The organism is Ruegeria sp. (genome assembly GCF_028066395.1).
Lineage (GTDB): Bacteria > Pseudomonadota > Alphaproteobacteria > Rhodobacterales > Rhodobacteraceae > Ruegeria.
On the sequence record NZ_JALCBM010000006.1, the window covers coordinates 45,187 to 65,361 of the forward strand.

Annotated in this window: 18 protein-coding genes; 8 read left to right on the forward strand and 10 right to left on the reverse strand. The window is 60.7% G+C overall.

Going from position 1 to position 20,175, the window contains the following annotated elements; genetic code table 11:
• Positions 1 to 1,201 (reverse strand): molecular chaperone DnaK (gene dnaK, locus MPJ51_RS03575; RefSeq protein WP_298381843.1); only part of this gene is annotated, 1,201 nt, incomplete at its 3' end.
• Positions 1,202 to 1,416: 215 nt separating this feature from the next.
• On the opposite strand from dnaK, the gene MPJ51_RS03580 reads away from it, so the two are divergent.
• On the forward strand, positions 1,417 to 2,019 hold the full coding sequence (locus MPJ51_RS03580; RefSeq protein ID WP_298381845.1) for an alpha-ketoglutarate-dependent dioxygenase AlkB: 603 nt from the start codon (positions 1,417 to 1,419) through the stop codon (positions 2,017 to 2,019).
• Here MPJ51_RS03580 and MPJ51_RS03585 read toward each other — a convergent pair.
• Entirely contained in the window at positions 2,016 to 2,837 is an 822-nt protein-coding gene (locus MPJ51_RS03585; protein ID WP_298381847.1) for an ABC transporter permease, read from the reverse strand. The genes MPJ51_RS03580 and MPJ51_RS03585 overlap by 4 nt on opposite strands.
• 123 nt (positions 2,838 to 2,960) lie before the next feature.
• Here MPJ51_RS03585 and cysQ point away from each other — a divergent pair, with 123 nt between their 5' ends.
• The 7 genes from cysQ to MPJ51_RS03620 all read left to right on the forward strand — a co-directional run bounded on the left by cysQ (position 2,961) and on the right by MPJ51_RS03620 (position 10,890).
• On the forward strand, positions 2,961 to 3,758 hold the full coding sequence (cysQ, locus tag MPJ51_RS03590; protein ID WP_298381850.1) for a 3'(2'),5'-bisphosphate nucleotidase CysQ: 798 nt from the start codon (positions 2,961 to 2,963) through the stop codon (positions 3,756 to 3,758).
• Positions 3,758 to 4,558, forward strand: a complete 801-nt coding sequence (locus MPJ51_RS03595) for a manno-octulosonate cytidylyltransferase (protein WP_298381853.1) — start codon at positions 3,758 to 3,760, stop codon at positions 4,556 to 4,558. Before cysQ ends, MPJ51_RS03595 begins: the two co-directional genes overlap by 1 nt.
• Positions 4,555 to 5,538: a UDP-glucose 4-epimerase GalE gene (gene galE, locus MPJ51_RS03600; protein ID WP_298381856.1), complete on the forward strand. Its 984-nt coding sequence runs from the start codon at positions 4,555 to 4,557 to the stop codon at positions 5,536 to 5,538. The genes MPJ51_RS03595 and galE overlap by 4 nt, the downstream gene beginning before the upstream one ends.
• Before the next feature lie 7 nt (positions 5,539 to 5,545).
• Positions 5,546 to 6,622 carry a glycosyltransferase family 2 protein gene (locus tag MPJ51_RS03605; protein ID WP_298381859.1) on the forward strand — a complete coding sequence of 359 codons (1,077 nt, stop codon included), beginning with the start codon at positions 5,546 to 5,548 and terminating at the stop codon, positions 6,620 to 6,622.
• A 144-nt stretch (positions 6,623 to 6,766) separates the two neighbouring features.
• The gene (locus tag MPJ51_RS03610; protein WP_298382052.1) at positions 6,767 to 7,753 is read left to right on the forward strand and encodes a glycosyltransferase family 2 protein; all 987 of its coding nucleotides are present in this window, start codon (positions 6,767 to 6,769) and stop codon (positions 7,751 to 7,753) included.
• Positions 7,750 to 9,450, forward strand: a complete 1,701-nt coding sequence (locus MPJ51_RS03615; RefSeq protein ID WP_298381862.1) for a beta-1,6-N-acetylglucosaminyltransferase — start codon at positions 7,750 to 7,752, stop codon at positions 9,448 to 9,450. Before MPJ51_RS03610 ends, MPJ51_RS03615 begins: the two co-directional genes overlap by 4 nt.
• A gap of 6 nt (positions 9,451 to 9,456) precedes the next feature.
• Entirely contained in the window at positions 9,457 to 10,890 is a 1,434-nt protein-coding gene (locus MPJ51_RS03620; RefSeq protein WP_298381866.1) for a sulfotransferase family 2 domain-containing protein, read from the forward strand.
• A gap of 1 nt (position 10,891) precedes the next feature.
• Here the strand turns inward: MPJ51_RS03620 and MPJ51_RS03625 are convergent, their stop codons facing one another.
• The 8 genes from MPJ51_RS03625 to MPJ51_RS03660 all read right to left on the reverse strand — a co-directional run bounded on the left by MPJ51_RS03625 (position 10,892) and on the right by MPJ51_RS03660 (position 20,134).
• Entirely contained in the window at positions 10,892 to 11,410 is a 519-nt protein-coding gene (locus MPJ51_RS03625) for a L,D-transpeptidase family protein (RefSeq protein ID WP_298381869.1), read from the reverse strand.
• Between the two features lie 61 nt (positions 11,411 to 11,471).
• Positions 11,472 to 12,257 (reverse strand): ion transporter, encoded by a 786-nt coding sequence (locus MPJ51_RS03630; protein ID WP_298381872.1) that lies wholly within the window; start codon positions 12,255 to 12,257, stop codon positions 11,472 to 11,474.
• A gap of 13 nt (positions 12,258 to 12,270) precedes the next feature.
• Positions 12,271 to 13,509 carry a class I SAM-dependent RNA methyltransferase gene (locus MPJ51_RS03635; protein WP_298381875.1) on the reverse strand — a complete coding sequence of 413 codons (1,239 nt, stop codon included), beginning with the start codon at positions 13,507 to 13,509 and terminating at the stop codon, positions 12,271 to 12,273.
• 39 nt (positions 13,510 to 13,548) lie between these two features.
• Positions 13,549 to 15,381: an ABC transporter ATP-binding protein gene (locus MPJ51_RS03640; RefSeq protein ID WP_298381878.1), complete on the reverse strand. Its 1,833-nt coding sequence runs from the start codon at positions 15,379 to 15,381 to the stop codon at positions 13,549 to 13,551.
• Positions 15,378 to 17,216 (reverse strand): ABC transporter ATP-binding protein, encoded by a 1,839-nt coding sequence (locus tag MPJ51_RS03645; RefSeq protein WP_298381881.1) that lies wholly within the window; start codon positions 17,214 to 17,216, stop codon positions 15,378 to 15,380. Before MPJ51_RS03645 ends, MPJ51_RS03640 begins: the two co-directional genes overlap by 4 nt.
• A gap of 191 nt (positions 17,217 to 17,407) precedes the next feature.
• A complete protein-coding gene (locus MPJ51_RS03650; protein ID WP_298381884.1) occupies positions 17,408 to 18,562 on the reverse strand; it encodes a CCA tRNA nucleotidyltransferase in 1,155 nt (384 codons plus the stop codon).
• Positions 18,559 to 19,158 (reverse strand): CoA pyrophosphatase, encoded by a 600-nt coding sequence (locus MPJ51_RS03655; protein WP_298381887.1) that lies wholly within the window; start codon positions 19,156 to 19,158, stop codon positions 18,559 to 18,561. The genes MPJ51_RS03650 and MPJ51_RS03655 overlap by 4 nt, the downstream gene beginning before the upstream one ends.
• The gene (locus MPJ51_RS03660; RefSeq protein WP_298381890.1) at positions 19,148 to 20,134 is read right to left on the reverse strand and encodes an Hsp33 family molecular chaperone HslO; all 987 of its coding nucleotides are present in this window, start codon (positions 20,132 to 20,134) and stop codon (positions 19,148 to 19,150) included. Before MPJ51_RS03660 ends, MPJ51_RS03655 begins: the two co-directional genes overlap by 11 nt.
• Positions 20,135 to 20,175 lie beyond the last annotated feature (41 nt).

A 20,175-nucleotide genomic window follows, 5' to 3' on the forward strand; every position in this document is an offset into this window, starting at 1 on the left:
CACCCAGCGTCTCGATGCCCAGCGACAGCGGGGTCACGTCCAGCAGAACCACGTCCTTGACGTCGCCCTGCAGAACGCCGGCCTGAATGGCGGCGCCCATGGCAACCACTTCGTCCGGGTTCACACCCTTGTGCGGCTCTTTGCCGAAGAACTTGGTGACCTCTTCGATCACTTTCGGCATCCGGGTCATACCACCGACCAGAACAACCTCGTCCACGTCAGCAGCCGACAGACCAGCGTCTTTCAGAGCAGCCGCGCAAGGCTTCATCGACTTCTTGATCAGGTCCGCAACCAGCGATTCCAGCTTGGCACGGGTCAGTTTCATGACCATGTGCAGCGGCTGACCGTTCGACCCCATCGAGATGAACGGCTGGTTAATTTCGGTCTGCGAGGTCGAGCTGAGTTCGATCTTGGCTTTCTCGGCAGCTTCTTTCAGACGCTGCAGGGCCATTTTGTCCTGGCTCAGGTCGACACCGTGTTCCTTTTTGAACTCATCCGCCAGGTAGTTGACGATGCGCATGTCAAAGTCTTCACCACCCAGGAAGGTGTCACCGTTGGTCGATTTGACCTCGAACAGGCCGTCGTCGATTTCCAGAATGGTCACGTCAAAGGTACCACCACCAAGGTCATAAACCGCGATGGTTTGGGTTTCTTCCTTGTCCAGACCATAGGCCAGCGCGGCGGCTGTCGGTTCGTTGATGATCCGCAGCACTTCCAGACCAGCGATTTTACCAGCGTCTTTGGTGGCCTGACGCTGTGCGTCGTTGAAATAGGCCGGAACGGTGATAACCGCCTGCGTGACGTCCTCACCCAGATAGCTTTCTGCGGTTTCCTTCATCTTGCCCAGAGTGAAGGCCGAGATCTGGCTTGGGGAGTATTTTTCACCGCGGGCTTCGACCCACGCGTCGCCATTGCCGCCATCAACGATGGCGTACGGCACCATTTTCTTGTCTTTTTCGACTTCGGCATCATCCACACGACGACCGATCAGACGCTTGACGCCAAAGATCGTGTTGTCGGGGTTGGTGACCGCCTGACGTTTTGCAGGCTGACCGACCAGACGCTCATCTTCGGTGAAGGCGACGATCGAGGGCGTGGTCCGCGCCCCTTCGGCGTTTTCGATGACCTTCGGCTGCGAGCCGTCCATAATCGCCACACACGAGTTGGTGGTCCCAAGGTCAATCCCGATTACTTTTCCCATTTTTGCAATCCCTTTCTCTTCAAGGCGATGTCCCGAGGCCGGGACCCGTTATGGCATCCCTGCCCCGATCAGTGGTGCGCGAATGGCCCTACACCATCGCGCGTCCCGGCGTATATAAGGGCGGGACCAAAAGCCTGCAAGCGTTCAGAAATGCAGGTTTTCGGGAATCTGAGGCCTTTTTTAGCAAGGATTTGGTAAGGAATGGGGATTCCGCGATGACACGGCTGCTTTTGCGCGGATTCGATATCCGGAAAGGCTATCTGGATGCGGAAGCCCAGACTGCTCTGGTCGACAGGCTGCGGCCGATTCTGAAATCTGCGCCGCTGTTTCGACCCACCACCGCCTCGGGCAAGCAGATGTCGGTGCGCATGACCTCTGCCGGGCCGCTGGGCTGGGTGTCCGATAGCGCCGGTTATCGGTATCAGGCCAGTCACCCCAAAGGCATGGCCTGGCCCGCCATCCCCGATGAAATTCTATCCATCTGGCAGGACGTTGCAGATGCGGATCGGCTGCCCGACTGCTGCCTGATCAACTATTACGGCGAAGGCACAAAGATGGGGATGCATCAGGATAAGGACGAGGCGGATTTTTCCTGGCCCGTGGTCTCAATCTCGCTGGGCGATGACGCGCTGTTCCGGATCGGCAACACCACGCGCGGCGGCAAGACCGAGGCGGTCTGGTTGAACTCCGGCGATGTGGTGGTCATGGGCGGCCCGGCGCGGCTGACTTATCACGGGGTGGACCGCATCCGGTTCGGCTCATCCCGGTTGCTGCCGAAAGGCGGGCGGATCAACCTGACCCTGCGCGTGGCGACCTAGCGGCGCGCATCCCAGCTTTTTGACACATGCTTGCGCGTGTAGAATTCGCCCAGCAGGCCGATCATGAGCAATATGATCCCGACCCAAAGCGCGTATTCCCAACTGGAATTGCGCGGAAAATAGTTGCGAAAGACAAAGCCTCGGCATTGGTCGATGACGTGAAACAGCGGGTTCCAGGCAAACATGGTCAGCATGAAACCGCCCAGCGCGTTGCCCACGAACATCTTGCCCGAAAACACCATGTTCAACCGTCGCCAGAGGTTGCTCAGAATGCTGGCCACGCGGGGGAACCAGGGTGTCAGCGCCAGCAGGACCATCCCCACCGAACAGCCGGTGAACCACGCCAGAACCAGCATTGCGAAGGCTCCGCCGGGCTCTTGAATCTCAATCGGGGCAACGGCGACGCTATAGACAAACAAGATCACCAGAATGGACACAAGCTGCGTGTACAACGACCCGAAGGCAGTCGCCATCAGCATCACCATCATGTTCATCGGCGAATGCAGCATCATCGGGTTATTCCCCGCCCCCACCCCGGCAATGGCGCCCACTGCCTTGATGTGGGTAATGAACAGGAAAATCCCCGACAGGATATACAGAATGAACTCTCCCCGGATCTTGGCGACCCGCGCGCCCATGAAGGACATGATCAGATAAAAAACCGAAGCGACCAGAATGATCTGGATGATGTTGATAATGATCGCCAGAACCGCATTGGAGTGCTGTGCCCGCACATTGCGCACCACCGCATGGAAGACCAGTTCGGCGGTGGTGAAGGCACCGCCCAGCAGCGTTTGATTGCGCTTGTATTGAAACACTCGACCGAACTTTCCTGCTATGGCACCGTCAATCTGGCACGAAATTCTTGCTGTTCCGTATCCGTCACAGCATAAGGCTCTGACGATTTCGGATCAACAAACCACGAAACACGGAGCCATTTTGTGACCTATGACGCCCTTATCCCGGTCATTCGACGTCTCGCGCTGGAGGCAGGCGACCGGATCATGCAGATTTATGAGGCCGACGATTTCGACGTAAAGGTCAAATCCGATTCCAGCCCGGTGACCGAGGCAGACGAGGCTGCGGATGCGCTGATCTCGACCGGGTTGCGCGCGGCCTTCCCTGATATCCTGCTGGTGACCGAAGAACAGGCGGCGTCGCATTCCGAAAAGGGCGACACCTTCCTGATTGTTGATCCGCTGGACGGAACCAAGGAGTTCATCAACCGGCGTGGCGATTTCACCGTAAATATCGCGCTGGTCGAAAACGGTGTTCCGACCCGAGGCGTGGTTTACGCCCCGGCCCGGGGGCGGATGTTCTACACTTTGCCCGATGGCCGCGCGGTCGAGGAAACCGGCGCATTGAACAAGGACATTCCGGGCGACGTGACACCGATATCAGTCTCTAACCCGGACAATTCGGCGCTGATGATCGTGGCTTCGAAATCACACCGGGATCAGGCGACCGAGGATTACATCAACAAATACAGCGTCAAAGACAGCAAAAGCGCGGGATCGTCGCTCAAGTTCTGTCTGGTCGCGACGGGTGAGGCTGATCTCTATCCCCGTGTGGGCCGCACAATGGAATGGGACACCGCCGCTGGCCACGCCGTGCTGGCCGGGGCCGGAGGGCACGTTGTGCGCTTTGACGATCACAGCCCGCTGACCTATGGCAAGGATGGGTACGCCAACCCGTTCTTTATCGCCTATGCCCCCGGTGTCGAATTGAAGGAAGCCTGATGTCTGTACTGATCGCCATTCCCGCCCGCTATGCCTCGACCCGCTTTCCGGGCAAACCTTTGGTGCCGTTGACCGGGGCCACGGGAAACGCGATGACCCTGATCGAACGCAGTTGGCGCGCGGCAATGTCGGTGACCGGTGTCGACAAGGTGGTCGTGGCCACCGATGACGACTGCATCCGCGAGGTGTCCGAAGGCTTCGGGGCCGAGGTGGTGATGACCTCGGACACCTGCGCCAATGGCACCGAACGCTGCGCCGAGGCGCATGCGGCGCTGGGTGGCGGTTATGACATCGTGGTCAACCTGCAGGGCGACGCCCCGCTGACGCCACATTGGTTTGTCGAGGACCTGATCACTGGCCTGCGTGCCGCGCCCGATGCGGAAATCGCCACCCCCGTCCTGCGCTGCGATGGCGATGCGCTGAACGGGCTGTTGAACGACCGCAAGAATGGCCGGGTCGGCGGCACCACGGCGGTGTTCGGCGCGGATCACAGCGCGCTTTATTTCTCGAAGGAGGTGATCCCCTATACCTCGGACACCTATGCCAGCGCCGATCAGACGCCGGTTTTCCACCATGTTGGGGTCTATGCCTACCGTCCCGACGCGCTGGCCGCTTATCCCGGCTGGCCCACCGGCCCGCTGGAAACCCTTGAGGGTCTGGAACAGCTGCGGTTCATGGAAAACGGCCGCAAAGTCCTGTGTGTCGAGGTTGAAGCCAAGGACCGCCAGTTCTGGGAACTGAACAACCCGCAGGACGTGGCAAAGATCGAAGAGATGATGACCGCGATGGGGCTGGAATGAAACATATACTCGTCACCGGCGGCGCCGGATATATCGGCTCGCACGCCTGCAAGGCGCTGGCACAGGCGGGTTATGTGCCCGTCACCTATGACAATCTGAACACCGGCTGGCAGGACGCGGTGAAGTTCGGCCCGTTCGAACAAGGCGATCTGATGGATCGCGCCCGTCTGGATGAGGTCTTTGCCAAATACGAACCCGCCGCCGTGATGCATTTCGCCGCCCTCAGCCAGGTGGGTGAGGCGATGTCGGAACCCGGCAGATACTGGGCCAACAACGTCATGGGCTCGCTGACCCTGATCGAGGCGACGGTGGCCGCGGGCTGTCGCAACTTCGTCTTCTCGTCAACCTGCGCCACCTATGGCGATCAGGACAATGTGGTGCTGAATGAGGACTCGGCCCAGCACCCGCTGAACGCATATGGCGCCTCGAAACGGGCGATCGAGGATATCCTGCGTGATTTTCAGGCCGCCTATGGGCTGAACCATGTGATCTTCCGCTATTTCAACGTCGCTGGCGCAGACCCGGAGGGCGAGATCGGTGAATTCCACCGCCCCGAGACCCATCTGGTGCCGCTGATGCTGGACGCCATCGACGGCAAACGCGACGGGCTGACGGTGTTCGGCACCGATTACGACACGCCCGACGGCACCTGTATCCGCGACTATGTCCATGTCTGCGATCTGGTGGATGCGCATATTCTGGGGCTGGACTGGCTGGAGCAGGGCAAGGAAAGCCGGGTGTTCAATCTGGGCACCGGGTCCGGGTTCTCGGTGATGGAGGTGATCGAGCATTCCAAAGCCGTCACCAACCGGCCCGTCCCATACTCTGTCGGTCCGCGCCGTGCGGGGGATTGTACCAAGCTGGTCTCAGGCTCGGTCCGGGCCGAGACCGAGCTGGGCTGGCGGGCAAAAAGATCAACGTTAGAGACGATGATCGCCGATGCATGGCGGTGGCATCAGAACGGCCATTACGAGAAATGATGCGGGCATGACGTCAGGCCCGGACCAGACGCTGCCCCCCATCGGTTGGCTGCAGAAATACCGCCTGCGCCTGAAACGCAAACGTCTGTTGTGGCATTCGGTGCGCAGCCGACATGACCTGACCTGCCTGTCCGACCGCACCCGGCTAATCGCGCCGGGTGCCATTCTGGCCTTCACCACCGTGCGCAACGAAATCACGCGCCTGCCGTGGTTTTTCCGTCATTACAGGGCGCTGGGGGTGGATCATTTTCTGATGGTCGACAATGGCAGCGATGACGGAACCGCCGAGTATCTGGCGGATCAGCCCGATGTCTCGCTCTGGCAGACTGATGCCAGCTATCGCGCGTCACGCTATGGCGTTCATTGGCTGACCTGGCTGCAAATGCGGTACGGGCATGGCCACTGGACCCTGACGGTGGACGCAGATGAACTGCTGGTCTACGCCCATCACGACACCGCATCCCTGCGCGACCTGACCGCATGGTTGCAGGATCAGGGGCAAGATGCCTTTGGCGCGCTGATGCTGGACCTTTATCCCAAAGGGCCGCTGGGGACCCAGACATATGAACCCGATACCGATCCGACGCAGATCCTGAACTGGTTTGACAGCGGCCCCTACCGCAGCCAGCGGCAAGCCCCCTTGGGCAATCTGTGGGTGCAGGGCGGCGCGCGTGAAAGGGCGTTCTTTGCTGATACGCCGCGCAAATCACCTACATTGAACAAGATCCCGCTGGTGCGCTGGTCCCGGCGCTACGTTTACGTGATCTCCTGCCACTCGGCCTTGCCCCGACATCTGAACGCCGCCTATGACGGGCCCAGCGGGGCAACTCCTTCCGGGGTTCTTCTGCACACGAAATTCCTGCCCGAGATCATCGGGAAATCCAAAATCGAGAAGGACAGAAAGCAGCACTTTCATGACCCCGACCAGTTCACCGACTATTATGACCACGTGGCAAGCGGGCCAGACCTGTGGACGCCGCAATCGGAACGCTATACCGGCTGGGCGGATCTTGAACGTCTGGGACTGATGACCGCAGGCGGATGGACGGGGAAAACCCTGCCCGGAAAAACCCTGAAATCATAACGGCATTTAAATACGTTGCCTGTCAAACTTCGAAAGTGTCATAATACAGCAATGGCCCGGCACCACTCTGACTACAGGCATCCCGGGCGTGCTCGCGTATAATAAGGGTTGGATGGTCGCGTGAGCCTACTGGATTCCTATCGCATGAGACTGCGGCGCAAGCGTCGCCTGTTGCGATGCCTGCGCAAACGGCACGAATTGAAGCCGGTTCACGACAACAGCGCTGCCATCCGCCCGGACGATGTTCTGCTGGTCAGCGTCATGCGCAACGAAAAGATCCGGCTGCCCTATTTCCTGTCCTATTACCGCAAGCTGGGCGTCAGACACTTTCTGATTATCGACAACAACAGCGATGACGGCACCGGCGAATATCTGGCCGCGCAGCCCGATGTCTCGCTCTGGCATGCTACGGCCAGTTACAAGGCGGCGGCCTTCGGGGTGGACTGGACCAATTATCTGCTGCGCACCTATGCCCATGACCACTGGGTTCTGACGGTCGACCCGGATGAGTTCTTTGTCTATCCCTTCTGCGATACCCGCCCGATCAACGCGCTGACCGATTGGCTGGACATCACCGGTGTGCGCAATTTCGGCACCATGCTGATCGACATGTATCCCGAAGGCCCGATCGAAGAGGCAAAATACCAGCCCGGGCAGGACCCGTTCGAAATTGCGCCCTGGTTCGATCCCGGCAACTATGTGATCTCGCGCAATCCGACCTATGGCAATCTGTGGATACAGGGCGGGCCGCGCGCGCGGGTGTTCTTTCAGGACAATCCCGCAAAGGCCCCGGCGCTGAACAAGATCCCGCTGGTCAAATGGCATCGGCGCTATGCCTATGTCAGCTCGACCCATTCGCTGCTGCCGCGCGGGCTGAATCTGGTCTACGATGAAGACGGCGGCGAAAAGGCCAGTGGCGTCCTGCTGCACGCCAAGCTGATCGACACTTTGGGCGACAAAGCCCGCGAAGAGATGCAGCGCGGTGAGCATTTCCGCGCCTCGGGCGAATACCGCGCCTATGCCGAACAGTTGCAGGACCGGCCCGTGTTCTGGAACGCGTGGTCCGAGAAATATCTGAACTGGCGCCAGCTGGAAATTCTGGGCCTGATGTCCAAGGGGAACTGGGCATGAGCAGCCTTGGCATCATCATGCTGGTCCACACCGCGCTGGACAGGGCCGAACAGGTCGCCCGCCATTGGACAGCATCAGGCTGCCCGGTTGTCATCCATGTGGACCGCAAGGTGGACAAGCACACCTATTCCGACTTTGTTTCCGCCTGCGCCGATCAGCCGCTGATCCGGTTTTGTGACCGGCATGTCTGTGAATGGGGCGGATGGGGGATCGTCGCCGCCTCGCAATCTGCGGCCACGCTGATGCTGGACCAGTTTGAAGATGTCCGGCATGTCTATCTGTCCTCGGGTGCCTGCCTGCCCCTGCGCCCGGTCGAGGAGCTGGTGCGCTATCTGGCCGACCGCCCCCGCGTCGATTTCATCGAAAGCGCCACCACCGGCGATGTCACATGGACCGTTGGCGGGCTGGACCTGGAACGCTTTACCCTGCGCTTTCCGTTTTCCTGGCGCAAACAACGGTGGCTGTTCGACCTCTATGTCCGCCTGCAGCGGCGGCTGGGCATGCGCCGCGCGATCCCCGATGGGCTGGTGCCACATATGGGCAGCCAATGGTGGTGCCTGACCCGACAAACCCTGTCCGCCATCCTGCAAGACCCCAGACGTCAGGTCTATGACCGCTATTTCCGGCAGGTCTGGATACCGGATGAAAGCTATTTTCAGACCCTGACACGGCTCTATTCCACACATATCGAAAGCCGGTCCCTGACCCTGTCCAAGTTCGACCATCAGGGCCGACCTCATGTGTTTTACGACGATCACCTGCAATTGCTGCGCCGGTCCGACTGTTTTGTCGCCCGCAAGATCTGGCCGCAGGCGGACCGTCTGTTTCAGACCTTCCTGACCGGTCAGGCCTGCGCCCTCAAACCTGCCGAGCCAAACCCCGGCAAGATCGACCGCATTTTCGCCAAAGCGAGCGAGCGACGCCTGCGTGGCCGCGATGGCCTGTATATGCAAGGCCGCTTTCCCCATTATGGCAGTGAATACGGCCTGACCGCCTATCCCTATTCCGTGTTTCAGGGCTTTGCCGACGTGTTCGAGGATTTCGGGGACTGGCTGACCGATGCCACCGGCGCACGGGTGCATGGGCATCTGTACCACCCCGGGCACGCCCAATTCGCCGAGGGGCAAGAGATGGTGAATGGCGCGCTCAGCGATTGCGCGGCGTTGCGCGACTACAATCCGACCGCGTTTCTGACCAACCTGATCTGGAACACGCGCGGCGAACGGCAATGTTTCCAGTTCGGCCCCGGCGACCGGCAGGGCATCAACGAATTTCTGGCGCGCGACAAGAACGCCCAGATCTCGATCGTCACCGGTGCCTGGGCGGTTCCTCTGTTCCGATCCAACATGAACTTCGCCGACATCCGGGCCGAGGCCGCGCGCCTGCAGCAGATCGAATCGAAACAGTTGAAGATATTGGAAACCTATGGCGCGCGGGCGAAAATCCGGGTCTGGTCGATGGCCGATTTCGTCGAATCGCCGATGGAAGCGTTACAGGCCATACTGGATGAAATCGGCACCGCACATCCCAGCCACCTGTCCGAGGCCCCCAAGATGGTTGATCTGAGCGGGTTCGGAAAATTCCTGCAAAACCTCAAGAATCAGGGGATGCACCCCTATCTGATGGGGGATTTCCCGGTGGATGACGTTTTTGGTACACAGGCCAAACCATTCCGCAAACCTTATCTGGTGCAATAGCCTGTGATGACTTCAAAATTCGACTATTTCATCGTTCTGGCCGATATGCGCACAGGCTCGAACCTGTTGGAATCACAATTGAACGCACTGGACGGGGTCACCTGTCATGGTGAGGCGTTCAATCCCTATTTCGCCGGACTGCCCAAACTGGACGATCTGCTGGGATTTACGGTGGAAACCCGCGACCGCGACCCGCTGGCCCTGCTCGACGCCATCCGCACAGCGCCCGGAGAGATGAACGGCTTTCGGTTTTTCAGCGACCATGACGCCCGCGCACTGATCCCCGCACTGGACGACACGCGCTGTGCCAAGATCATCCTGACGCGCAACCCGCTGGACAGCTATATCTCGTGGAAAATCGCGGTTGAGACCAAGCAATGGAAGCTGGTGAACATCAAACAGCGGCGCGCGACGCAGGTCACCTTTGACGCGGATCAATTCGCGGACCAGTTGGATCAGAGGCAGGGGTTTCAGAAAACCGTGCTGAACCACCTGCAGAAAACCGGGCAGACCGCCTATTACATCGGCTATGATGATCTGAACGACACCGGGGTTCTGAACGGCCTCGCATCCTGGCTGGGCGTCAGCGCACGGTTGGAGGCACCGAATGATCATCTCAAACGCCAGAACCCTGCTGGCGCGTTGTCCAAGGTGACCAACCCGGACGAGATGGAGCAGGCCGTCGCCAATCTGGACATGTTCAACCTGCACCGCACGCCCAATTTCGAGCCCCGGCGCGGGCCCGCGGTGTCCCAATACATCGCTGCGCGGGAAACGCCGCTGTTGTACCTGCCGGTGCGTGGCGGGCCCGAGGGCGCGGTTGCGCAATGGCTGGCCGATCTGGATCGCATACCTCCGGATGAGCTGATCACCGGGCGGAACCAGAAACAGATGCAGCGCTGGATGCGGGCCAATCCCCGTCACCGCAAGTTCACAGTGCTGCGCCATCCGCTGGCCCGCGCGCATGAGGTGTTCTGCCAACGCATCCTAAGCACCGGGCCTGGGGCTTATGTCAGAATCCGCAACATGCTGCGCAATCGGTACAAATTGCCCCTGCCCGAACAGCTTGAAGATGCGGATTATTCGGCCGACCAGCACCGGGCGGCATTTTCGGGATTTCTGACCATGCTGGGCCATATCCTTGCGGGCCAGACCCCGATCCGGGTGGACGGGCTGTGGTGCAGTCAGGCGCAAACGCTGCAAGGCATGGCCGGTTTCGCCATGCCCGACCTGATCCTGCGGGAGGAAGAGATTGCAACCGGCCTGCAGCAACTGGCGCAGCAGGTTGGCCATCCGAATCCGCCCGCTCCACACGCTCGGCAACCTGACACGCCCTATGACCTGTCCGAAATCTATGATCCGGAATTAGAGGCGCAGGCAGCCGAAGTGTATCAGCGCGACTACCTGCTGTTTGGCTTTTCCGACTGGAAACCCCTGTAAATCAGGGGCGCAAGGTGATGATCGTGCCGCGGTTAACCATGGCATAGATCTCTTCGATCTCTTCATTGGTGACCGCGATGCAGCCCGCCGTCCAATCCGGCGTCTTTTTCGCACGTTTCCGTTCAGACCGCCTGTTGGGCTGACCATGAATGAAAATGTCGCCACCTGGATCAACACCCGCCGCCTTGGCCTGCGCGATGTCATTCGAGTTTGGATACGAAATGCCCAGCGACAGGTGGTAACGGCTGTTGGGGTTGCGGCGGTCGATCCGATAGGTCCCCTCGGGCGTGCGACCATCGCCCTGCTTGGTCTTGGTGCCCTTGGGCGCAAAGCCCAGATCGACCTTGTATTCCTTCAGAATCTGCTCGTTATGCAAAAGATACATTTTGCGCGCGCCCTTGTTGATGACCAGAGAGGTCACTTCGGGCCCATCATATGCCAGAAATCTGGGACTGGCTGAGGCACAAGCCGAAAGGCTCAGCGTTGCCATCGCCCCCAATCCAAATGCTCGACGATCCATTTTTCTACTGCCTGCTCATGTTTTTTTCCAAGCATTATGCCAAAATCGGTAAAAACTGAAATCACTTTTTGCTGTTGGATTGCTCGACCAGACGGCGTTCGATGTTTTCCAGACGCTCCAGAACCTCGTCCCGGTAGGCGTCGGTTTTCACCTCATCCTCGGCATGGTGGGCGTCCTGCATCGAGTTCACGATCAGACCAACCAGCAGGTTCACCACGGCAAAAGTGGTGACCATGATGAAGGGCACGAAGAACATCCAGGCATAGGGATAGACCTCCATCACCGGGCGCACGATGCCCATGGACCAGCTTTCCAGCGTCATGATCTGGAACAGCGTATAGGCCGACAGGCCCAGATCACCGAACCAGTCCGGGAAGCTGTGCGAGAACAGCTTGGTCGCAATCACCGCGCCGATATAGAAGATGATGGTCATCAACAGGAACACGCTGGCCATGCCCGGCAGGGCCGAGATGAAGCCTTCCACCACCCGCCGCAGGCGCGGCGCGACCGAGATGACGCGCAGAACCCGCAAAATTCGCAGCGCCCGCAGCACCGACAGGCCCGCGCCACCGGGGACCAGCGCGATGCCGACGATCAGGAAATCGAAGATATTCCAGCCGCTGTGAAAGAACCGCCGCCCGGTGGCGATCAGTTTCATCGCAATCTCGGCCACGAAGATCGACAGGCAGATCGAATCGAGGGTGACAATCAGCGGGCCCATCGTTTCCATCAGGGCGGGCGAGGTCTCCATCCCCAGCAACACGGCGTTGAAGATGATCACACCGGTGATGAACCGCCCAAAGGCCGGCGCTTCGATAACGGTCTGCAAACGCTGGGTTACGCCCATGTCCGGCGGCCTCCTAATCTGATCGCTTGGCGGGGTTCAGGGTGAACCGCGCGGCAAGTTCGGTGTGTGACGACCATCGAAACTGGTCAACCACCTGTACCCATTCAAGGGTGTATCCCGCGTTAACCAGCGTTTTTGCGTCGCGGGCAAAGGTCACCGGGTTGCAGGACACATAGGCGATGACCGGGCGTTGCGCCTGTGCCAGTTCCTGCACCTGCGCCTCGGCCCCCGCGCGGGGCGGGTCCAGAACCACGGCGTCGAAGGATTTCAGCTCATCCGGCATCAGCGGACGGCGGAACAGGTCGCGCGCCTCGGTTGTCACGCGTTTCAGGCCCTGCGCTTTGCGCCAACCCTGATCCAAGGCATGGGTCATCGCGGCCTCGCCTTCAACGGCGTGGATTTCAGCATCTTGCGCCAAAGGCAAAGAGAACGTGCCGCATCCGGCAAACAGATCGACAATTCGCTTGGCACCCGCGATTGTCTCGGAAACAGCCTGTAATAGAGCCTGTTCTCCGTCCTTCGTCGCCTGCAAGAAAGCGCCGGGCGGAGGAATAACGGCGGCGGCTCCGAACTGCTGCGCAGGCGGGCGGCGCATGGCGATCACTTCGCCGTCCCAGCTGAGCCGCGCCAGCCCGTGTTTCTCGGTCGCTTGCGCCAGCGCCAATTCCAGCGGCCCGTCCAGCGGTTTGCCACCTTTCACCGCAACATCCAGCCCGGCCTCGGACAAAGTCAGGGTCACCGCCAGAACACCTTTGCGGCTGCCGCCAAGGACCGCCAGCGCCTCGGCCACCGGGATGGCGGCGATCAGGGCGGGGTCCAGCAGGTGGCAATCGGGGATTTCGGTGATGGTATCGGACGCCCGGCCATGAAATCCGGCCAATGTCCCCTTTTTCGTGCGCCGCACCGCGATTGTGGCCCGACGGCGCGAGCGTTCGGGCGAGGTATGGATTGGCCGCATCGGCGCCTCCACCCCCTGCGCGGCCAGCGCGTTATGGACGATCTCAACCTTCCAATGCGCGACGAAATCGTCAGCGGCGTGCTGTAACTGGCAACCGCCGCAGGCTTTGTAATGGCGACAGGGCGCTTTCACCCGATGATCCGAAGGCGCCTGCACGCGGATATCGGTCAGAAGCGCATCGACCAACGTACCACTCACCACCTCACCCGGCAGGGTGCGTGGGGCGTAAACCGGGCCGTCGGCGATGCCGTCGCCCTGATGCCCAAGGCGTTGAATGGTGAATTCCTGCGTCATGGCTGGCCTGATAGCCGGGCTGGGTCGGTAAAAAAACCCTTATTCCGCCGCCTCGGTCTGAATGAAGCCACCGGACTGACGATGCCAGAACCGCGCATAGAGGCCATTTTGCGCCAACAGCACCTCATGTGTGCCGTTTTCCACGATCCGCCCGTGATCCAGCACGATGATCCGGTCCATCTCGCTGAGCGTTGACAGTCGGTGCGCGATGGCCAGAACCGTCTTGCCTTCCATCACCCGATGCAAGGCGGTCTGGATCGCGGCCTCAACCTCGGAATCCAGGGCCGAGGTCGCCTCATCCAGTACCAGAATCGGCGCGTCCTTGAGGATGGCGCGGGCCAGTGCGATCCGCTGACGCTGTCCACCGCTCAGCTTGACGCCTCGTTCGCCCAGATGCGCGTCATAGCCGCTGCGCCCCTGCGCGTCCTGCAGACCAAGGATGAACTCATGCGCTTCGGCCTTTTGGGCGGCAGCGATCAGGGCGTCTTCAGTGGCATTCGGATTGCCATACAGGATGTTGTCGCGGGCCGAGCGGTTGAACATCGCGGTTTCCTGCGTGACCATCCCGATCTGACGGCGCAAACTGTCCTGCGTAACGGCCGAGACATCCTGACCATCAATCAAAACCGCGCCGTTTTCCCTGTCATAGAGCCGCAAAAGCAACGAAACCAGCGTCGATTTCCCCGCGCCAGATGCGCCGACGATCCCCAGCTTTTCACCCGGCTGGATGGTCAGGTCCAGATGCGAGACCCCACCGATATCGCGGCCATAGGCAAAGCTGACATCCTGATAATCGATCTGTCCGTGCGGCACGCGCAGCTCTTGCGCGCCGGGCGTATCCTCGACCCGGTCGCGTTTGGTCAGGGTTTTCATGCCGTTTTCAACCTCACCCACATTGGCGTAAAGCCCCATGAGCGTGAAACTGACCCAGCCGGTCATCTGCGCGATACGGATGGACACGGCGCCCGCGGCGACGATATCGCCGGTGGTCGCCGACCCGGCCTGCCACAGCAGCAGCGTCGCGCCCAACAGCAACACGGGCAGGACCCCGGCAAGCACCATCAGGATGAACCGGAAGCTGGCCGACAGCTTACCGAATTCCAGCGACTTGTCGCGCAGATCGACCATGGAATCGCGCGCGGCCTGATCCTCGAACGCGGAATGGGCGAAGAGTTTGACGGTTTTTATATTGGTGATCGTATCGACCACCTGACCGGTCACCATCGCCCGCGCCCCGGCCCGCGCCGCCGAGCGTTTCCGAATGCGCGGCAGATACCAGCGGATCAGCAGGAAATAGACCACCAGCCAACCGGCAAAGGGCAGCATCACCAGCGGATGAATAGACCCTAACAAAAGCAAAGACCCGGCCAATGAGGCCAACGCAAACACAATCGCGCTGATGGTTTCAGACACGACCGAGGTCAGCGCCGAGGAGGTCTGCATCTGTTTCTGTGCGATCCGCCCGGCGAAATCATCGTCGAAATAGGTCACCGACTGGCCCAGCGTCCAGCGGTTCAGCTTGGCCAGAATCAAAGGCGGCAGGTTCGGCATGACGACATAGTTGTTCGACAGCGATGACAGCCCAAACAGCGCCGGGCGCAGCAGCATGAAGAACGCCACCGCGCCAAGGATCATCCACAGATTCCCACCCGCGAGAAACTGATCCGGCCCGCTGGCGGTGGCAATGTCAATCACGCGGCCCAGTATCCACGCCGTTCCGGCCTCCATCACGCCCGCCGAGGCCGAAAAGAACGCGGCCACGAACAGCATCGGCCAGGACCCTGTCAGGCACCAGCGAATAAACGCCCCCAGCGTTTGCGGCGGGGGCGTCTCGGTCGTTTTGAAGGGCTGGATCAGGTCGGCGATTCTCATTCCGCGGCCTCCGGGTTCATGAAGCCCCCTGATTGCCGCGCCCAGAACTGCGCGTAAAGCCCACCCTGCGCCAGAAGGTCCGCATGGGCGCCTTCTTCGACAATGCGGCCCGCATCCATCACCAGAATGCGATCCATCTGCGCAATGGTGCTGAGTCGGTGGGCAATGGCGATCACGGTCTTGCCTTGCATCATGCCGTACAGCGTCTCCTGAATCGAGGCTTCAACCTCGGAATCTAGGGCAGAGGTCGCTTCGTCCAGCAAAAGAATCGGCGCGTCCTTCAAGATCACCCGTGCCAGCGTCACCCGCTGCCGTTGGCCACCTGACAGTTTCACGCCCCGTTCACCCACATGCGCATCATAGCCGGTGCGCCCCTGCGGGTCCTGCAGGTCGAGGATGAACTCATGCGCCTCGGCCTGTTTGGCGGCGGCGATCATCTGATCCTCAGTCGCGTCGGGACGGCCATACAGGATGTTGTCACGGACCGAGCGGTGCAGCAGCGCGCTGTCCTGTTGGACCATACCGATGTGGCTGCGCAGACTGTCCTGCGTGACCTGCGCGATGTTCTGCCCGTCGATCAGGATCGCACCGCGTTCCACGTCGTAGAACCGCAAAAGCAGCTTGACCAGGGTCGATTTCCCGGCCCCCGACCGCCCGATCAGGCCGATCTTTTCGCCCGGGTGAATCACCAGATTGATATGATCCAGCCCACCGGTTTCACGACCGTAATGATGCGACAAATCGCAAACCTCAATCCGACCATCGGACAGGCGCAGGGGTTCAGATTCCGATGCATCCAGCAAGGTGATGGGCTGGGCGATGGTCTCCATCCCCTCGGCCACGACGCCAAGCTGGCGGAAGAAACTGGTCAGCGCCCACATGATCCACCCGGTCATCGAGTTCAGCCGCAGCGTCAGCGCGGTGGCTGCCGCAACCACACCGACCGAGGCGCTGCCTTGCATCCATAGCGTAAAGGCCCAGCCGACAACGCCAATGATCAGCAGCCCGTTCAGTGTCACCAGAACCGCGTCCATGATGGTGAAAATGCGCATCTCGATCTGGAAGGTCCGACGGGTTTCCTCGATCGCTTCGCGGGCATAATCCAGTTCCTGATCGGCATGAGCGAACATCTTGACCGAATGGATGTTGGTATAGCTGTCCACCACCCGCCCCGTCACGGTCGAGCGCGCATCGGACGCGGCCTTTGAGGCTGGGCCGACCCGCTGCACCGTCCAGCGCACCAGCAGGGCGTAAAGCGCAAACCAGATCAGCAACGGCAGCAGCAGACGCGGGTCCGCCGCCATCAACAGGATCGCCGCCCCGATCAAATAGGCCAGCGAGAATGAGATCGCGTCGAAGACCTGAAACACCACCTCACCCGCAGCGGGCGGGGTCTGCATGATCCGGTTGGCGATGCGCCCGGCAAAGTCATTTTCGAACCAGCCAACCGATTGACGCAACACCTGTTTATGCGCCCGCCAGCGGATCAGCGTGCCGACATTGGGCAGGATCGCGTTGTTGAGCAACAGCACATCGACCACATGCAGCAAGGGCCGCAGCACCAGAATGAACGCCGCCATCAGCAACAGTTCTGTCCCGTGCGCCTGCCAGACCTGCGCCGGAGTACCACTCAGCAAGTCCACGACGCGGCCCATATAGTAGATCAGGCCGATCTCGACCCCGGCCACGATGATGGAAATCAGCCCTGTCCAGAAAAAGACGCGGTAAAACGGCCGGCAATAATCCAGCATGAAGGGCCACAGCCGCGTGGGCGGCGCGTCGACCTCATCATAGGCAACAAAGGGGTCTACAAGGTTTTCGAAATAGCGAAACATGGGGTGCTCCGGATTGAGCTGAAAATAGGACGTGCGAAGAAAGATGGTGCCAAAACACCACCCCTACGGGTTAAGGTGTTCAGGCTTTAGCCGAACCAGATCCCGTAAAACATTCGCATCGTTCCCTCCATGTAACAGGGGCACCCTATCCACAAACGATCCGGTTTGTCATCCCCTTTTGAGACTTAATTTCACTTGGCCAGCAATTCCTTGCGCGTCAGGGCAAAACCGGATGCGATCCACTGCGCCTCAAGTTCGGCCAGTTTGCGGCCCAGCGCAGGCCCCGAGAAATCCGGGATCAGGTCCGCCGCACGGATCGGAAAACTGGCCGCCGCGCCGCGCTTCAGGTCTTTGGTCAGGTCGTCGGACCAGGGGGTTTCGAAAAAGGCGTGGCGTAGCAGGGTTTCGTTCAACCCCCCTTCGGACCCGTTGCGATAGCCCAGTTCCGCAATGCTGGCGGGTCCGGTGGCTTCGTCCCGCATACGGGTCAGGCGTTGCATCTGGGCGCGGCTCAGGCGCAAGGTGGCGGCGGCCTCGGGCGGGGCAATTGCGGCCAGACGGCGCACCGGATCGGGTGCTGCACCCGCATCCTGTTCCAGTTGGATCAGGACAGCCAACGCCGTGTCATCCGCACCCGGCAGAACCTGTGCCAGTACCCCCGCGCTGCGCATCGCCGCGACCGAGGGCGCCGGATCAGGCGCACCCAACAGCTTTAACAACTCAGCCCCGACACGTTCGCGCGACAGGGCCTGCAACCCATCCAGCGTGCTGGCGATGGCGGCCAGTGCGTCGGGGTCAAACCCGGCATCCGCATCGCCATACCAGGCGTGAAAGCGGAAATAGCGCAACGTGCGCAGGTAATCCTCGCGAATGCGGTCCTCGGCCCGCCCAATGAACCGAACCCGGCGGGCCTGAAGATCGGGCAGCCCGCCCAGCGGGTCCAGGATTGAACCATCGGGCCGGGCATAAAGCGCGTTCACGGTGAAATCGCGGCGGGCGGCGTCTTCTTCGACCTTGTCGGAATAGGCGACAACGGCGCGGCGACCGTCGGTTTCCACATCGCGGCGAAAGGTGGTGACCTCATGCGGGATACCATGGCTGACGATGGTGACGGTGCCGTGGTCGATGCCGGTGGGAACCGGTTTCAGCCCCGCCGCCTGCGCCAGTTCCATCACCCGTTCGGGTCGCGCATCGGTGGCAATGTCGATGTCCGAGACTGGCGCACCCAGCAGCGCATTGCGCACGCATCCGCCCACAAACAGGGCCTGCGCCCCGGCATCGGTCAACGCTGCGCAGACCTTTTGCGTCGGCTCTGCCGTGATCCAGTCTTCAGTGATCCGCCTCATTCACTCATCCGCGCTGCCAGCCCCCGCAGAATGCGCGCCGTTGCACCCCAGATGTAATAGGGGCCGTAGGGCACGGCGAAGTAATACCGTCTCTGCCCACGCCACCGGCGCGATTCGACCACATAATTCGCCGGGTTCAGCACATGCGCAAGCGGAACCGAAAAAACCTCGTCCACTTCGCCCGGTTCCGGGATCGGATCAAAGCCGTCTTCAATCACCGCCACCACCGGAGTGACCGAAAACGAGGTCACCGTTTCATGAACCGGCAGATGGCCCAGAATTCGCGGCAGATCAGAGGGCAGGCCGATCTCTTCCCGTGCCTCGCGCAAGGCTGCAGCGGTGACATCGGCATCCGTTTCGTCCTGTTTGCCGCCCGGAAACGCGATCTGACCGGGGTGGTGTTTCAACGCTGATGAGCGTTTGGTCAGGATCACCCGAGGCTGCGCATCGACCAGCGAAACAGGCACTAACACGCCGGCAGAGCGCAATTTCCGCCCCGCTGGCAGATCGACATCCGGGTTCAGATCGAAATCGCTGGACCCGGTGCCGGGGCGGCGCAGGGCCGCCGTCAGCTGTTGGACAATGTCACGCGCCATCCGGGCCGTCGGCGTCAAAACCCACGGTGCGCGGGTCCAGCACGTAATGGGCACCGCAGAACTGGCAATCGGCGGTGACCGTGCCCTCATCCGTGGTCATTTTGGCGATATCCTGCGCCGAATAGATCGACAGGCTTTGCCGAACGCGATCCTCGGAACAGGTACAGCCGAAATGCACCGGCTGCGCACCGTAAACACGCGGCTGTTCCTCGTGAAACAACCGGATCAGCAGATCGGTCGGTGCGACGGACGGGCCGATCAGTTCCAGATCCTCGACTGTGTCGAGCAGGATATTCACACGGCCCCAGTTCTCACCCTCTTCCCCGTCGACAAGATCGGTGGCGGTCAGAATGTCACCGCTACCCTCGCCACTTGCGGCGAACGGCGACGCCTTGGGCATGTGCTGCAACATGATCCCACCCGCGCGCCAATGTTCGCCGATGCCCGGCTCGGTCGATTTCCCGAAACTCAGCGAAAACCGGGTTGGCAGCTGTTCGGACTGCGCAAAATAAGCCTCGGCACAGGCGCTGAGCGATCCGCCAGCCAGCGGAGTGATACCCTGATAGGGCTGCGTGCCCTTGCCCTGGTCGATCATGATGGCGAAATACCCCTCGCCCACCTGATCGAAAGGCGTGCCATCGGTCAGACGGTCCGGGTGAAACTTGGCATAGGCGCGAATCTGGGCGGGCTGGCCGTCTTCCTGCGGCGCATAATAGTCGGTGGCAATCATCTGCACCGGCCCCTTGGACTGCACCTGCAACGACAGCTTCCAGCGCAGCGCAACAGTCTGGCCGATCAGAGCGGTCAGCAGGGCCATCTCGGCCACCAGCGCCTCGACCTTTTCGGGATAGTCGTGCTGTTTCAGGATGCCGTCCAGCACCCCGTCCAGCCGCGCCACACGGCCGCGCATATCCGAGACATCAAGTTGAAAGGGCAGGACGGTGTCGTCCCACGCGATTTTCGTTCCAATAGACATGGGGTTTCCTTACACGCCACAGGTTGGCATACCGCCACCAT

Excerpts from the sequence above, each read along its gene's own strand:
- MPJ51_RS03580 (WP_298381845.1), top strand. The coding sequence starts at position 1,417 with ATGACACGGCTGCTTTTGCGCGGATTCGATATCCGGAAAGGCTATCTG.
- MPJ51_RS03595 (WP_298381853.1), top strand. The coding sequence starts at position 3,758 with ATGTCTGTACTGATCGCCATTCCCGCCCGCTATGCCTCGACCCGCTTT.
- galE (WP_298381856.1), top strand. The coding sequence starts at position 4,555 with ATGAAACATATACTCGTCACCGGCGGCGCCGGATATATCGGCTCGCAC.
- MPJ51_RS03605 (WP_298381859.1), top strand. The coding sequence starts at position 5,546 with ATGACGTCAGGCCCGGACCAGACGCTGCCCCCCATCGGTTGGCTGCAG.
- MPJ51_RS03610 (WP_298382052.1), top strand. The coding sequence starts at position 6,767 with ATGAGACTGCGGCGCAAGCGTCGCCTGTTGCGATGCCTGCGCAAACGG.
- MPJ51_RS03615 (WP_298381862.1), top strand. The coding sequence starts at position 7,750 with ATGAGCAGCCTTGGCATCATCATGCTGGTCCACACCGCGCTGGACAGG.
- MPJ51_RS03620 (WP_298381866.1), top strand. The coding sequence starts at position 9,457 with ATGACTTCAAAATTCGACTATTTCATCGTTCTGGCCGATATGCGCACA.
- MPJ51_RS03625 (WP_298381869.1), bottom strand. The coding sequence starts at position 11,410 with ATGGATCGTCGAGCATTTGGATTGGGGGCGATGGCAACGCTGAGCCTT.
- MPJ51_RS03630 (WP_298381872.1), bottom strand. The coding sequence starts at position 12,257 with ATGGGCGTAACCCAGCGTTTGCAGACCGTTATCGAAGCGCCGGCCTTT.
- MPJ51_RS03635 (WP_298381875.1), bottom strand. The coding sequence starts at position 13,509 with ATGACGCAGGAATTCACCATTCAACGCCTTGGGCATCAGGGCGACGGC.
- MPJ51_RS03640 (WP_298381878.1), bottom strand. The coding sequence starts at position 15,381 with ATGAGAATCGCCGACCTGATCCAGCCCTTCAAAACGACCGAGACGCCC.
- MPJ51_RS03645 (WP_298381881.1), bottom strand. The coding sequence starts at position 17,216 with ATGTTTCGCTATTTCGAAAACCTTGTAGACCCCTTTGTTGCCTATGAT.
- MPJ51_RS03650 (WP_298381884.1), bottom strand. The coding sequence starts at position 18,562 with ATGAGGCGGATCACTGAAGACTGGATCACGGCAGAGCCGACGCAAAAG.
- MPJ51_RS03655 (WP_298381887.1), bottom strand. The coding sequence starts at position 19,158 with ATGGCGCGTGACATTGTCCAACAGCTGACGGCGGCCCTGCGCCGCCCC.
- MPJ51_RS03660 (WP_298381890.1), bottom strand. The coding sequence starts at position 20,134 with ATGTCTATTGGAACGAAAATCGCGTGGGACGACACCGTCCTGCCCTTT.